Origin of the sequence: Bremerella sp. JC817 (genome assembly GCF_040718835.1) — a bacterium.
Taxonomy (GTDB): domain Bacteria; phylum Planctomycetota; class Planctomycetia; order Pirellulales; family Pirellulaceae; genus Bremerella.
On the sequence record NZ_JBFEFG010000268.1, the window covers coordinates 653504 to 667503 of the forward strand.

The window sequence follows — 14000 nt, forward strand, 5'->3', positions numbered from 1 at the left end:
CTGCTTAGATGAAGAGCATTTGACTTTACTTGCCCGGTGTAATCATCTCAGGGTACTTCACCGTCAGTCGCTCGGCGTAGGGCGTCAGAAAACCGCGTACTTCTTCTTCCACGTCACGTAGCGGCAACCAGGTTCCGGCTGCGACATGATAAACCTGGTCATCTAAATAGTAGATGTACGAAGTCTCGTCGTTGGTCAAACCAGGCTCGTGAACCAGGAAGAACAGTCGCTGCACGACCGATTGCGCCGAGACCTTTTTCTGCTCGTAGAGAAGTCCCAGGAAGCCGATAGTGGTCGACGCGACCTGATCCGGTTCTGCCGAACCCAAGCTACGCAAAGCCCTCTTCAAGTCGACCGGGTGAAGGCTGCGGTTCAGCGACAGATCGAACAACACATCGCACGGCACGTCAGTCGCCTCAATCCAACGATCCGCCCACCGAGCAACGTCCGCCTTATCGAAATATCCAACGTCGTACCCTGAGCAAAGGACATCCGCTTCTGAAGACATAGAGAGCATACGCAATTGACCTGGGCAAAACATCAACAAGTGGGCTGAGGGAACGGTTGTGCATCTTAGGTGCCCCATGCACCGCAGCCTAGAGAGACGCAAGTGTCTATTGCCCGATCTTAATGCTGTCTAAGTGCTCCGCTAAATGCAGAAACGGCGTCGAGCGTTCGTCCCAATCCGTGTCAGGATGTTCCTCAAATGAGATCCGGTCGATATAGGTAATCGTGTCAAATTCGCCCAGCACAGCTTGGATCGCCGTGTACGCGATCTGTTGTTTCACTCGACTATCCGCTTCTCGCATCTCAGGCTTGGCGATTTCAATGTCGAAGAATCGCCCTCCATCAAACGCGGTAAGCGTATATCGCCATCGATCTAAATCGATTTCAATCTGTTGACCATGCTCATGGACGAATCGCAGCTGACCGTCAAATTCGCGACGTGGTCGACCTACCCGAAATTCCCAATTCTCGATCCCAGGTGCAGCCGCGATGATCTCTTCTGCTTTCGCGATGTTCTCTGGATCGCCATTCAGGGTGAATGCCAGAAACAATTGCTTGTCGGTGCCTGGACCGATTTCCCAACCAAGCTCCGGGAAGAACACCCCGATTCGATCGCTCATTTGCCAGGACGCTTTATCTGCGTCTCCCGCCTGCAGACAGGCTTCAATTTCTGAAGATTTGGCAAGGAACCATTGCCAGAACTGTTGAATTGAATTTTGCGTCACGGGTTATCTCGTCATGGTGATGCGTCGTTCGGTAGGACCTCGGCCGACATGCTACCCTTCGTACAACTTGCGTCCGTGCTCGATCTGCTGTCGTTCGTTTGAATGATCGTACTTGGCCTTGCCCCCGTGCGTTATCACCAACATTTCACGGGCCAAATGCCTATTGTTCTTTGCCTTCCGTTGAGGAACTCTTCTCTCCCGAATCGCCCGAACTGATTTGCAAATCGCTGGTCCCAATACCGCCGTTTTCATCTTGTGGATCACCTTTAATGTTACTAATTGCTGCGAGAGCTAGTTGTTTAAACAGTCCCCTCCGCAACATTTCGGTGTCACGTTCCGCACTTTTCAGAATCAACTCTGCGTCCTCAATGTTTCCATTCGATGCTTCAACGTTGTGCCAAAAGATCTTGTACTGGACTCGAATCTGCATTTTCTCCTGCTTCTGCAAATTCTTTGCCTCATCAATTAGTCCAATTGCTGTTTCGTACAAATCAGCCCCAGACTTCTTGTTCCCTTGTGCGTACTCGATATCGGCCAACTTTTGTAATGCCGCTGCTTGAATTTTGGAGTCTTCTGACACTCGCGCAGACTCTCCCCACTTCTTAGCACGTTTGTACCATCCTTGATAAAAAGCAGCTTGGCAAAGCACGAGATACTCTTCGGCCGTAATTCTGTTATCGCTCTCAAACTTCTGAAGCAGCTGTTCGGCTCTTAAAACGAGCATCGCATGTGCACTATTTAGATTGAGGCTAATCAACGCTGCATCATCAATATTTCCATAGATAACGATCGCCTCCGAGACTTCAGCCTGAGTGCGAGAAATCTCTTGCAAAACACGGAGAAATTCCGCTCTCGCTGCATTTACTTTCTCTTCCTCACGGATTTTCTCGAACTCAGATCGCTGCTGTTCAAGCTTCTGTTGCTGAGCGTCAAGCTTATCTTGTTGCTGTTTTGCGAAATCAAACTGATTCTCGGCAAGTTCAGTTTGTCGCTTAGAATATTCGGCTTGATTTATTGCTGACTCGGTAGACCGATGTGCTTCGAAACACGTCAGTCCGGAAACCCCCAAAGCCACGACAGACACTAACACTGCTACGATTTCAGTCCGAGCTTTCTTTGTGTCACCAGACATCCTGCTTCCATTTCGTGCGAGCGACTATTGGCTCTCTTTTCAGATTAAATAGTCTTAGGGATTGATTTTACACTAGTACCATTTTCGTGTTATCCGTCCAAATATTACTGATGATCTTACAGGATTTTCTTAGACGATTCTCCCTTGTCCAAACTCGCATTTTTGAGAATGCTCTGGGACCGCATATGTACACATTGCCCACAAGATCTGGCGAGGATTCACAAAGGAGTGCTACCTGAAAGCCATACTCTTAGGCAAGGCACACTCGTCGGACTCGCGCTCCGTCTGTCGAAGCATCTTGGCTAGGCACACCAATCCCAACTGAAATCTGGGAACCATTCACCACCAACTCACCAGCCTCGTTCGATTCCACAATACTCGCTTCTCTTCTAACAAGACGTTACCTTGGTGGCAATGGATCACGTTATCCAAGGGGCATCGCATATCATCAATGGGCGTTCCATTTTCACCGTCCCCATCGGAGGCAGGTTGATTAAGACTTTCAAGTCGTTCTCGATGCGGCAGATGTTGTTGGCGATTGGCGTGGTGGCGGTGTTGGCTTTCATGGTGACGCGCTGGGGGCCGCTGCTGACTGGCGAGACGCAGCCCCATTTTTGGTTCATCCGCGATGCTGCGGCTGGTAAGTATCCTTTGATTCGCTCAGGCTTCCTGCACGACAAGGATGGTGTCCACGTGATTGTCTTGTCGCAGATTCATTCCGAAGCGATGCTTCCTGAAGATCATTTCCCCGCCTGGTTTTCTTTGGATAAGTCTTCGCGCGATGGCCCGATCGTCCTGATCGATGGCCAGCCGCTGATTCCGCCTGAGCAAGGAATTTTGGTCGTTTCCTCGATCGACGATGGGGAGCCTTTGACGCAAACGATCGCCGTCTCGGATCTGCCCCACGCACCAGGGCTTATCATGCCAACCGACGCGCCGGTGATCTGGAAACTGGTCGCGGCAAGTCACGAGCCATCGGAGACGGAACCTTAGCGATCCGTGATTGAAGATGCGAACCAAATGGGAACATTAGGTTCGGCAGTTAGCGACATAAGCGATTTCGGGCCAATGTGATTTGAGTCGGTGCGGATCGTAATCATGTTGTCCACCGGCGCTCATATATTATGCAGGCAGGTGGCCCGGAACCTCGGGATAACCAGCGAATTCTTCATGCGACCGATCGGGAATCTCCCAGCACACACAGTTCGGAAAGTCAGAAGGACAGCATGTCTCGGACGGACGAAAGGCTCCTTGGTTGCCAGGCAGTTTGTATTTCGTCCCATCTCGTTCAATCTCGAACGAAAGAAGCCCGACGTACTTGATCGCTACCGGCCCAGCTATGTCGGAACCCAACAACTGATCTGCGGTACGATCGTTCGGAACATAGATACCATCGCAATCCCAGCCATCCGGTGTCTTTCGTGAACTCGGCAAGCGATAGAGTGCGTTGTCCTTGTCCTGAGGAGTAGTCGCAGATTTGGGCCCATAAACCAGAATGGTTTCGCCTGTGGCGTTAATACAACGTCCGTCTGACATTTTTCCGTTTCCTTTTTCACCAAAGGATGCGTGCCACAGCTGCGACATCGCCACGAACCGCCGCCCGTCAGCGTGCCGCCCAACACAAAGAATCACGCGCCCCTCATCTTAAGCCTGCCACGGCCAGCCCGCCAGCGCGAAGTTGGTGGCAGGTTGCTTTGGCGGATTACCCCTGATCACGCTCTCTTTCCATGACAACCAGCTGTTTGGTCAGACGGTTCGCGCCTACCTCACGAATGTTCCGTTAGTCGATGTTATTTGGGTCTTTTCGTCCACCTTGATCGAACTGACGGTCAGGAAAAGCGATCTCGTAAGGCACACACCAATACTCATTCCCGTTCTCGTCAGGTTCGGTGCGGCCTGGTGGAACGTACGTCCGACCATCAACTTTGGGCGTGCAGAAGTAGCGTCTACCATCGATCATTCGCTCATGAGATCCAGGGCCACCAGGCCGTTCATCACCTGCTTCGCTATCACGATCCTGCTCGGGTAGTTCGGGACCATTGGTATGTGGGCTATTCGACTCACGATCGTTCTTGTCCGATTCTTCGTTCATTGGAGCGTCCTTTTTTGACGAAACGAACTTACCTAAGAGCATTGCCGCCAGAAACACCCTGGCGGCAACTAGCGGAATGAACATTTGGGGTGCCGCAATTCAATGAAACACGGCATTTCGTAGGTTCCAACCTCGCTGGTCACTGGGCAAGGTCCCAAGAGACGATTCCAGTCTGATTTCGATTAACATTCACAATCGCCACTTCCATCTACGACGCTCTCTGCATCAACCAAAGTTCCATATCGCCGGCAGGGCGCAGCCGCAGAGGTCGCAGGCGTAGTAGTCATCTTTCACGACGTTGCGCTCGTGGCAGGCAGGGCAGCGGCGGAAGATGACTTCGGTGGTGAACTTCCCAGGGTGGGGCAGGCCGATCTGGTCGAGCACCTGTTGGCATCTCGGCCACGACCACTTCGCTTCCGGGCAGAAACCGGTCGAGTAGTTGCTGATCGCGACCACCTTGCCCGACGCGTCGAAGGTCACTTCGCCGGCTCCCCAGACCGGTCCGCCGGCAGCACACGCGACATGCTCGGACCGCCGTGATGCCAGCCGCAGCCGGTCGTCCAGGCCAATCGTGTAGGTCGCCGTCAGGTTCCCTTCGGCATCGATCTCGGCTGCCTGCGAGCTTCTCCAGCTTGCCAGGTCTACCGGCGTAACGATCGGAAAGCCTGGATCCGATTGGCGGGCGTCGGCGGCGATTTCGGCCGGTCCGACATACGAAAATGGGTGATTTCGAAAAGGCATGCGTTTCTAAGGTTGTTAACAAACGGCCTGAAAGGGGTATAATCGTCGCCTTAACTTGGGAGACGCCAGTCAGTTACGATCGGTTCAAAAAAGATACCCGCATCCTTTTTGCACATTTCCACATATTCTGCTCGAATATTGATCGTGCCGAGGCGAACGACACCACAGGCGGAACCGATCGTCCGGCCACCTATCTTTGAAATTCGATGGATCTGAGAACGAACGTCAGTCGAGGGAAGCGAGCGAGATGAAACCGTTTTGGCAAACCATAACCATGCGGCGATTGTGCCTGTCAGTCGCCATGGTAATGCTTGGTGTGATCGCGATCTTTGGCTGCGGATTTTCGATCAATCCACCACAGTCGGCCGCTTCGAGCCGACCCAAACCGGTCGCCGCGAACGTGCCAGCGCCCCAGCCGGCGCCCTCGTCGATTCGCTCGGTGAAGCACATCCATCCGCACGCGGCGATCGAAGACAAGCAGCAGCGGTTCGACTGGATCTATCCCATTCCGACTGCCTGGCCCGATGGCGACAACGTCCAGTGGCAGGCCATCAACAGCCAAGGTGTGCTGCAGGTCGGGCTTCCTTACCCCAACGTTTCCTGGGGGATCCATGGTCCCACGTCGACCTGGGGTCAGGGGCAATCGCTTGGTCAGCAGGGGTTGCTGCTGCACTCGCCGGAGCGCTGGGTGATGTTGTCGGGGTCGGAACTCATTTCGTTCGATCCCCCGGCCAGCCATGTCGAAGGGGTCACGAACCTCGGCCAGTCGCTGTTCGCCATCCACCAGTTCGAGCGATCTGACCCGAAGCTGCCCTTCGGTGGTGGCGCGAGTCACCGTTCTCCGTTTTGCCCCGACATGCTGTATGATCCTTACGAGATGTGGCAGGCCCCGGCCGACATCGTGCCGCGTGACTTCTTTCAGGAAGGCCTGATCGTCGTGTCGCGCGGTTCCAAGTTTGGCTATGCCGATCGCCAGGGTCAGTTGGTGATCGAACCGATTTACGAGAACGCGCTCCACTTCAGCAATGGCCTGGCAGCCGTGATGCTCAACGGTTCGTGGGGCTATATCGACGCGACCGGAACCATGCGAATCGAGCCGCGGTTCGCCGAGGCCCATCCGTTTGACGAAGGGATCGCGATGGTTCTCGGGAACGGCCAGGCCCAACGGTATCTCATCGATATCGATGGCAACAAATTGCGAAACGTCGAAGATGGCAGCTACGGCCTGATGCACGAAGGGCTCGCCCCATCCCGACTCGATGGCAAGTATGGTTTCGTGAACCCGGAAGGGGAATGGAGCGTCCAACCTGCATTCCGATATATCGGTGCGTTTCAAGATGGGATCGCGTTTGTCATTCATACCGACTCGAACCTTTCGGGCATCATCGACCGCACCGGTAACCTGCTGCGGCCACTGCCTGACCTGGCGAAGTCGACCTACTTCCACGGAAACCTGGCGTGGGTGGAAATCAAAGATGGTCCGACCGGCTATCTCCACCGCGACGGTCTCTGGATCTGGCAACTCCCCCGCACCAGCCACATCCAGTGATGCATGGCTGGCATCAGGGCGACTGGCCACGCAGGCCGTAGCGTGAACGAAAGCTTGAAATGCTGCGGCTGATTCTGGGAGTGGTGATCAACGGCTTGTTGGCGTTCGCCTTGAAGATTGCCCCACTTGGGAGCATGGCCGGGACCGGTCAGGCTTGTTTCCTGGTCGTTCTGCGGTGGCAATTTAGTCTGACCCGCAACGCTCGCTCCATCCTTCGACCTTGCACGATGGTCCTTTCAGGGCTCCCTAATACTGACCGTCGCGCTGCTTGGCCTTGCGTCCCTCATCCATTCTGCGGAAAGTAACTTCTCCGTCACTTACTTCTCGAGCTATTCACGTTCGTGACGCGATTCGCCCTTTCAACCCTCGCGCCGGTCGCGTGGTCGGAATGTCCCAACCTGAAGTCGACCATGCTTCTGCTGATAAGTTTCGTCCTCAGCACGCTACTGGCTGGTATCGCTTCCGGAACGAACGCCCCACCGTCGGTTTACATATTGCGGTTCTTCCTCTTCTACTTCGGCCTCATCTTCGGCAGCCGCCTGCTGCTGCAACCGAATGGCCGATCGGAATGGTTCTATCACGGAACGCTCGAGGAAACCGCCCACGAGAAACGGACGGCGTTCCCCCATGCGGAATGAACCGGACGCACCGTCACGGCTGTCTATTGGCCAAGTCGTCCTATCATATAACGATTCACCATAAAGCATCAATTCTTAGCGCATAGAGTCCCCATCGTTCCGCGTGATAGGTTATGATACCGGCCACTTTAACACGTTTCGCCGTTCGTTTTCGTTGCCAGGTTTTTGTTGTTTCGTCTTCTTGCATTCCGGTGGTCGCTGAGGACTTTGCTGCTGTTGGTGGCGTTGGTTGCCGGCGCGTGTGCCTTGGTGATCGCGACGATGCCGCGCGACGATTCGGCGCAGATCGAACTTCTTGAGAAGCATGGCATCTCTGTCTTCTACGAATGGAAGTCGTCCCGCTTGTGGCCTTGGTCCAAGTCGATGGTCGCCAGTGCGGTGACCATGGAGCACACCGAATTTCAAGGCGATATCGTCGACGGACAAGCTCAGTTGCCTCCTGCGGTGGTCGCCGCGATGCAGCAGTGCCACGGCTTAAAGGTGATTGCGTTGGATAGCTGTTCGCTCCGCTCGGAAGACCTGCTGGCGATGCCGTTTCTCAGCGAGCTAACCGTGATTTGGCTTCCCGGTAGCAACGTGGACGATCGCCTGCTGCAAGCGATACAGCAGAACGAAGCGCTAGACGAGCTCAACCTCGGCAACACTCCAATCACGGACGCGGGCATCCGGCATATCGCCCGGTTGCCCAACCTGGGGTTTCTGACGATCGGTGGTCCGCATGTCACCACTGCCTGCCTGGCGGACCTGGTCGACCTGAAGCGTTTGCAGGAATTGCATCTGGTAAGCGGCCCATTCCATGCTGACGATCTGGCCGCCTTGACTGGGATGCCGAACCTCACGCTGACGGTGGCCTGCAAACCGTCGGCATTTCCAGTCGAGGCGATGCCGAACCCCTCAGGCCTTCAGTTGTTTTTCATTGATGATCAACCGCTCGACGAAGCCGATCAGGCCGCACTCGAAACACTTCGTTCCCGTGGCATCCTAGTCGATGTCGCGGCTTCGTGGTATTAACCTCCCCCTTTGCAACTTAGGATTTCTTCCGTGAGCCAGTCCCGTTATTTTGGTCGTACGTTACCGATTGTTTTGGCCCTGATCGTCTCGATTCCGCTGATCATCTTCGCGGTGCTCTTCTTTCGCACCCGCAGCGAGGCTCATTTGGTGAAGGCGTTTCAGCCCTACAACGTCCAGGTCGACATGAAGTCGCACGCCGGCATTAACTCGGGGCAGCTTCCTCATAGCGTCGTCGATGGGATCATGCTCGATCTGAAACACTTCCCGACCGATCCGGTCGATGGCAAGGTGGTGCTCGATCAGCCGTTTATCGACCTGCTGCTGCAATGCGGTCACTTGAAGGAACTGAGCCTGGCCGGCAGTTCGCTTTCAACCGACGCTTTGTTGCAGCTACCGAACCTCGATCAGTTACGCGTGATCCAAGTTGGCCGGACGAACGTCGACGACCGCTTGCTCGAGGCGATCGAAGGTAGCCAAACGATCGAATCGCTCGGTGTCGACAGCACCCAGGTCACGCCGGATGGAGTGCAAAGGATTGCCACGCTGCCGAATCTTCGCCGCCTGCAGATTGGCGGGCCGAACGTGACGAGCGCTTGTCTGAAAGACCTGACCGGACTGAAGTCGCTGGAAGCACTGCACCTATATAACTGCCAGGTCGATCCCCAAGACCTGGTCGCTTTGCAGGAGATGAACGTGCTGTTTCTGAGCGTTTCGATGAAGCCGTCCGACGTGCCGGTCGACATCTTGGGTCCCACCTCGCTGCAGCAGATTTCGATCATCTGGGATGGTCGCTGGGACGAACAAGACCGAGCCAACCGCGACGCCCTGACGCGTTCCGGCAGCGGCCGCCAGGTTCAAATCTTGCCGAGCTTCCACTAACCCCACACGGCTTCCCCTCATGAACGCACGCCCCAAAGTCTTTCGCTGGTCACTGTTGACCCTGATGCTGACCATCGCCCTGATCGGTGCTGGGCTGGGCTTGTACGTCTGGATGACCCCGCGCGACGAAGGCGCCGCGCGGGCTGCCTGGCTGAAGGAGCATGGCTTCGTCGTCGGTACCATCCAGGGACCAAACAGCCAGACCGTAATTCATCGTCTCCAGTTTCCTACGAAGGACTTCCCAAAATTGGGACCCGGTGGCAAGGTGGTGCTGACGCCTGAGATGCTCGAGAAGATCCAGCAGTGCGAACACCTGGAGTTCATCGACTTGCCCCACAGCTCGATCACGACCGCCGACCTGTTGCGGTTGCCCAACTTCGCCGAACTGGAAGTGCTGAAGGTGTCGCACACCGCGATCGACGATCGCGCGCTGCCGCCGCTGGCCGGCAGCGCGGACCTCTTCATCCTCGAGGCGAGAAAGACCGACATCACCGATGCGGGCGTCGCTCATCTGGCGACATGCACCCGGCTGACCCATCTCGATCTTAGCGGCTCGAAGGCGACTTCGGCGTGCTTGAAACACCTGGCCGGCGTCAAGTCGCTGCGGCAGATCTCGCTGAACGAGTGCCCGATCGATCCGCAAGATCTGGCGGTGGTCGAATCGATGCAGCTCGATACGCTGAACGTCTCGTGCAAACCATCGAAGCTACCGATCGACGCCTTGCTTCGTTCGACGCTCGTCACGGTCGTTCTGCACTGGCAACAGCCGCTCGACGACGAAGACCAGGCGGTGATCGATGCCTTCCAGAAAAGTGACCCGAAGCGTGCGATGTCGGTGTTCGACGTGTATAACCCAGGGTAATCCTGACCAGCCTTTCGACACTTGAACCGTCATGATCCGCAGCTTGCGCCACGTTCGTATTTCGCTCAACACTTTTCTCGGCTTGATCGCGCTGGTCGGGCTGCTGCTTGGGTTCGTCGCTTGGACGTTGCCGCGCGATGACGACTCTGCCAAGGCCCGCTTGCTGCTGGCCCAGGGATTTAACGTGGTCAGCACGGTCGACCAAGTCTTCCTTCCCTGGTCGGCGGCGACAAAGATCACGGGCATTTCTCTGGAATTCAAGCAAACGGTCGATCCCCAGAATCCACCGCGGCGCACGTTGAGCGAATCGACCCTCGCGGCGATTCAAAGTTGTCGCCACTTGGCGACGCTTGACCTCACCGGCTGTCGCGTCACCAGCGACGATCTTCTGAAACTTCAATCGCCCCATCTCGAAACCTATCATCTGGCCCATACCGCCGTCGACGATCGCTTTCTGGCGGCACTTCGCGATCGCGAATGGCTGATGCAAGTAGAGCTGCAAGGCACCCAAGTCACCGACGAAGGACTGAAGCATCTGGCGACCTGTCCGCATTTGATGTCGCTGCATGTCGGTGGTCCCCAGGTCACCGGATCATTTCTCCCAGCGTTCAATCGGCATCGCCGACTGACCACGCTGACATTCAGCGGGAACGCGATCGATCCACAGCACCTGGTGCACCTGAGGGCGATGCCGGTCGTCTCACTGACAGTTCCCTGCAAGCCAGCGGCCCTTCCACTGAAAGCCCTCCAGCGTTCCTTTCTCTACGATATCATCTTCACCTCGCCCGAGCCTTTCGACAAAGAAGACTGGCAGTTTGTCAACGCGATCCGAGACAGCCGCTTCGAGATCAAGTGCTCGCGAGAACCGCGCGGAATCACCACCAATCCCTAACCCGCCTGAAGCCTCCCTCGCATGAACCAACGCCAAAGCCACTTCCGCCTTTCGCTGAAAGCACTGCTCGTGCTGGTGATGGCGGTGGCTCTTTTGCTGGGGTTTGTTGTCTGGACGACGCCACGCGATGAAGATGCTGCTCGGGCGAAGGCGCTCCGCGAAGCGGGACTCGATGTCGATCTTGAAATCAGAAACGTGTACGGCTTGCCTTGGTCGAAGGAGGGAAGGATCGTTCGCGCGACGCATACGCTGCGACCTTTCCCTCGCACTCGGCGAAACGGCCTTTCGGTGCCCAATCCATTGGTATTCGACGAACTGCAACATTGTCAATTTCTGGAAGAAATCGCGCTGAGCGATTCCGAAATTCAATCCGACGACGTGTTACCCTTGTTGCGGTTGCCGTACCTTCGCCACATCGCGCTGATCGACACCGCCGTTGATGACCGCTTCCTGCAGGCCTTGGACGGCAACCCGATTCTCACACTCGACCTGCGACACACGTTCGTCACGGGAGTGGGGCTATCGCATCTGCGCGGCTCGCCCCATTTAAGAAGTTTGTGGGTACGAGGCCCTGGCGTCACCGGCGACTGCTTTCAAGATCTGGCAACCTGTCCGAAGTTGGCCTATCTGTGGATCGGCGGAACGAACCTGACCGGCGAAGATCTGCATCACCTGGCCGCGGCTCCCTCCCTGAAGGAACTACATCTGGTCGATGGCCAGGTGCAGCCAGAAGACCTGGCGTTTCTCTCTCAGACGAGCATCCGTTTTCTGACCGTGCCCTGCAAACCTTCTCAGTTGCCGGTCGATACCCTCATGCAATCGTCGATCATCAGCGTTTCCGTGATCTGGCATCAGCCCCTCGATGCCGAAGATGACGCCGTAATCGCCGAACTCCAACGACAGGTGGGCGTCGACATTGTCGGTCCACGCGACACCTTTTAAACGCCGCCGCATTGCGTGCGCTGCTGGACCACTTTGCAGCCGCTTTCATGTAGCTCACTTCGCGCTGCGGCATGTGCTAGCTCAGTCGTCACAATCGGAGCAGGGATCGTCCAGCCGGCGACTCGCAAATTACGTGACAACATCGCTCGTTCGTTTTATAACCCCAGGAGAACTATGCCGAAACTCTGAGCTTTCAATGATTTTTCACCATTTTTCGTTTCGAATTTCGCTAAAAACCTTGCTCGGCCTCGTAGCGGTCGCGGGGTTGGCGTCTGGGTTCGTGGTATGGACCACGCCATCTGACGACGACGCGGCCGAAGCGGAACTGCTGGTCGAAAGAGGGTTCGACGTCCAGGTCGCGTATGAATCCTACTGGGGTCTGCCATGGACCACCCGCACCATCGTCACCAAGATCTACTTCGCTCGATCTTCCCAAGAGTTTTCTCCCGACAGCCCGCCGCTTCCGCTTGATCGCGAGGCGATCGCCGCGATCCAGGCTTGCGGCAACTTGCGGACGCTGCAGCTGGAAGATTGCAACCTTCGTAGCGAAGACCTGGCCGCGCTCAAGACGCGAACAATCCGGCATCTTTCCTTTTCCAATACAGCGATCGACGACCGCTTCCTTGACCAGCTTCCCCCCAACAACACGCTCGGCACGCTCGACATTCATGGCACCCGCGTCACCGACGCCGGTTTACGGAAGCTGGCCGGCTGCCAGGGACTGATGCACCTGGAAGTGGGTGGGCCCGAAGTGACCGGGTCGTTTCTGCCGGTCATCGCCAAGCTGCCGCAGCTTCACTTTCTGCACATCGAAAGTGGTCCGCTCGAGCCGCGCTACCTGGCTTGTCTGGCCGATAGCGAACTTGATATTTTGTGGGTGGCCTGCAAGCCTTCGTCGCTGCCGGTCGAATCGCTGCTGAAGTCCAACCTTTACAACATTAACTTCTTCTGCCCGCAACCCCTCGACGCGGCCGATCGCCTGGTGATCGAAACATTGCAAACCACTCGCCACCAAACCGAGTGCCGCGTCAACTTCGGCCCGCCCGAGTTCGCCGACGCCCGAGCCAACCCATGACCCAGCGTCCCTTTCCATTTCGCCTTTCGCTGAAAGGACTGTTCGGCCTGGTCGCCGTGGCGGCGGTGCTGCTGGCTTGTGTTCTGGCGATGATTCCGCGTGACGAAAAGGCCCTCAGCATCCGCTTGGAAGGGTATGGCCTGGCGGTCGGCAAGTTCATCGGCACGCACCAGGGACTGTTTCGTCAAACCGTGATGGAGGTGACCGTCGTTCGGATCGAGCCCGACAACTTTCCACCGCCGCGCGAAGATGGCCGGATCGTCCTTTCGCCAGAGCTGATCGCCGACGTGCAGCGGTGCAAGACGCTGCATATCTTGGAACTTCCTCAAACCACGCTCACCAGCGATGACTTGTTGGGGGCGAACTCGCTCGACGAACTTGAGAACCTCGTGCTGTCCGACACCCTGGTCGACGATCGCGTGCTTTCGCGATTGGCGGGCAGCGCGAAGCTGAAGAGCATTTCGCTGATGGGAAGCCGCGTCACGCCGGACGGGGTCGCGAAGCTGGCCGATTGTCCGAACCTGCAAGGGCTGTGGCTCGACACGACGATGATCGATGAAGCGAGCCTTCGCGCGATCGCGCAGATGCCGGAACTCGTTTCGCTGTCCATCCGCGGACAACGCAACGAGATCGTCGACGATCGCTGGCCGGCCGACTCGGCCCGAACGCTTCCCCCAGAAACGATTGCCCGGCTGGCCGCCGGCAAGCTGGAAGTCCTGGCCGTGCCCTGCAAGCCTGCCAACCTTCCGCTGGAAGCGCTCCGCCAGTCAGGCATCCAGACGCTGACCATCTATTGGACACCGGAGTACGACGCCGACGACGATCAAGCCATCAAGGCGATCCAAGCCGGCCCGAACGCGATCACGCTGTGCCTCTTCCCCGATGGCTGAACGCCGCAAAGAAAGGTGCGTCAAGATGCACCTCCCGCTTCCGGTCCCCTCGCCCCTTCGGGGAG

Annotated in this window: 17 protein-coding genes; 10 read left to right on the top strand and 7 right to left on the bottom strand. The window is 56.6% G+C overall.

The window, feature by feature from the left end; all coding sequences use genetic code 11:
• Positions 1 to 25: 25 nt before the first annotated feature.
• From AB1L30_RS14040 to AB1L30_RS14050, 3 genes are all read right to left on the bottom strand, one after another.
• Positions 26 to 508 (bottom strand): hypothetical protein, encoded by a 483-nt coding sequence (locus tag AB1L30_RS14040; RefSeq protein ID WP_367014053.1) that lies wholly within the window; start codon positions 506 to 508, stop codon positions 26 to 28.
• A 106-nt stretch (positions 509 to 614) separates the two neighbouring features.
• Positions 615 to 1232 (bottom strand): hypothetical protein, encoded by a 618-nt coding sequence (locus tag AB1L30_RS14045; RefSeq protein ID WP_367014054.1) that lies wholly within the window; start codon positions 1230 to 1232, stop codon positions 615 to 617.
• Positions 1233 to 1392: 160 nt separating this feature from the next.
• On the bottom strand, positions 1393 to 2364 hold the full coding sequence (locus AB1L30_RS14050; RefSeq protein ID WP_367014055.1) for a hypothetical protein: 972 nt from the start codon (positions 2362 to 2364) through the stop codon (positions 1393 to 1395).
• A 489-nt stretch (positions 2365 to 2853) separates the two neighbouring features.
• Between AB1L30_RS14050 and AB1L30_RS14055 the strand changes: the two genes are divergently transcribed.
• Positions 2854 to 3357, top strand: a complete 504-nt coding sequence (locus AB1L30_RS14055) for a hypothetical protein (protein ID WP_367014056.1) — start codon at positions 2854 to 2856, stop codon at positions 3355 to 3357.
• A 129-nt stretch (positions 3358 to 3486) separates the two neighbouring features.
• On the opposite strand, the gene AB1L30_RS14060 is transcribed toward AB1L30_RS14055, so the two are convergent.
• The 3 genes from AB1L30_RS14060 to AB1L30_RS14070 form a co-directional block, all read right to left on the bottom strand.
• On the bottom strand, positions 3487 to 3900 hold the full coding sequence (locus AB1L30_RS14060) for a hypothetical protein (RefSeq protein WP_367014057.1): 414 nt from the start codon (positions 3898 to 3900) through the stop codon (positions 3487 to 3489).
• Positions 3901 to 4144: 244 nt separating this feature from the next.
• Positions 4145 to 4456 (bottom strand): hypothetical protein, encoded by a 312-nt coding sequence (locus AB1L30_RS14065; RefSeq protein ID WP_367014058.1) that lies wholly within the window; start codon positions 4454 to 4456, stop codon positions 4145 to 4147.
• A gap of 225 nt (positions 4457 to 4681) precedes the next feature.
• Positions 4682 to 5197 (bottom strand): hypothetical protein, encoded by a 516-nt coding sequence (locus tag AB1L30_RS14070; protein WP_367014059.1) that lies wholly within the window; start codon positions 5195 to 5197, stop codon positions 4682 to 4684.
• 247 nt (positions 5198 to 5444) lie between these two features.
• Between AB1L30_RS14070 and AB1L30_RS14075 the strand changes: the two genes are divergently transcribed.
• The 7 genes from AB1L30_RS14075 to AB1L30_RS14105 all read left to right on the top strand — a co-directional run bounded on the left by AB1L30_RS14075 (position 5445) and on the right by AB1L30_RS14105 (position 11970).
• Positions 5445 to 6746 (top strand): WG repeat-containing protein, encoded by a 1302-nt coding sequence (locus tag AB1L30_RS14075; protein WP_367014060.1) that lies wholly within the window; start codon positions 5445 to 5447, stop codon positions 6744 to 6746.
• A 410-nt stretch (positions 6747 to 7156) separates the two neighbouring features.
• Positions 7157 to 7384 (top strand): hypothetical protein, encoded by a 228-nt coding sequence (locus AB1L30_RS14080; protein ID WP_367014061.1) that lies wholly within the window; start codon positions 7157 to 7159, stop codon positions 7382 to 7384.
• A gap of 168 nt (positions 7385 to 7552) precedes the next feature.
• Complete coding sequence (locus tag AB1L30_RS14085; RefSeq protein ID WP_367014062.1) at positions 7553 to 8395, top strand: hypothetical protein; 843 nt, start codon at positions 7553 to 7555, stop codon at positions 8393 to 8395.
• A gap of 30 nt (positions 8396 to 8425) precedes the next feature.
• On the top strand, positions 8426 to 9274 hold the full coding sequence (locus AB1L30_RS14090) for a hypothetical protein (protein ID WP_367014063.1): 849 nt from the start codon (positions 8426 to 8428) through the stop codon (positions 9272 to 9274).
• 19 nt (positions 9275 to 9293) lie between these two features.
• Positions 9294 to 10136: a hypothetical protein gene (locus AB1L30_RS14095; RefSeq protein ID WP_367014064.1), complete on the top strand. Its 843-nt coding sequence runs from the start codon at positions 9294 to 9296 to the stop codon at positions 10134 to 10136.
• A gap of 31 nt (positions 10137 to 10167) precedes the next feature.
• Complete coding sequence (locus tag AB1L30_RS14100; RefSeq protein ID WP_367014065.1) at positions 10168 to 11028, top strand: hypothetical protein; 861 nt, start codon at positions 10168 to 10170, stop codon at positions 11026 to 11028.
• A 21-nt stretch (positions 11029 to 11049) separates the two neighbouring features.
• Positions 11050 to 11970, top strand: coding sequence for a hypothetical protein (locus AB1L30_RS14105; RefSeq protein WP_367014066.1), 921 nt, complete (start codon positions 11050 to 11052; stop codon positions 11968 to 11970).
• Here AB1L30_RS14105 and AB1L30_RS14110 read toward each other — a convergent pair.
• Positions 11967 to 12113, bottom strand: coding sequence for a hypothetical protein (locus AB1L30_RS14110; protein WP_367014068.1), 147 nt, complete (start codon positions 12111 to 12113; stop codon positions 11967 to 11969). The genes AB1L30_RS14105 and AB1L30_RS14110 overlap by 4 nt on opposite strands.
• 137 nt (positions 12114 to 12250) lie before the next feature.
• Between AB1L30_RS14110 and AB1L30_RS14115 the strand changes: the two genes are divergently transcribed.
• Together AB1L30_RS14115 and AB1L30_RS14120 are read left to right on the top strand one after the other, a co-directional pair.
• A complete protein-coding gene (locus AB1L30_RS14115) occupies positions 12251 to 13045 on the top strand; it encodes a hypothetical protein (protein ID WP_367014069.1) in 795 nt (264 codons plus the stop codon).
• The gene (locus AB1L30_RS14120; protein ID WP_367014070.1) at positions 13042 to 13935 is read left to right on the top strand and encodes a hypothetical protein; all 894 of its coding nucleotides are present in this window, start codon (positions 13042 to 13044) and stop codon (positions 13933 to 13935) included. The genes AB1L30_RS14115 and AB1L30_RS14120 overlap by 4 nt, the downstream gene beginning before the upstream one ends.
• Positions 13936 to 14000 lie beyond the last annotated feature (65 nt).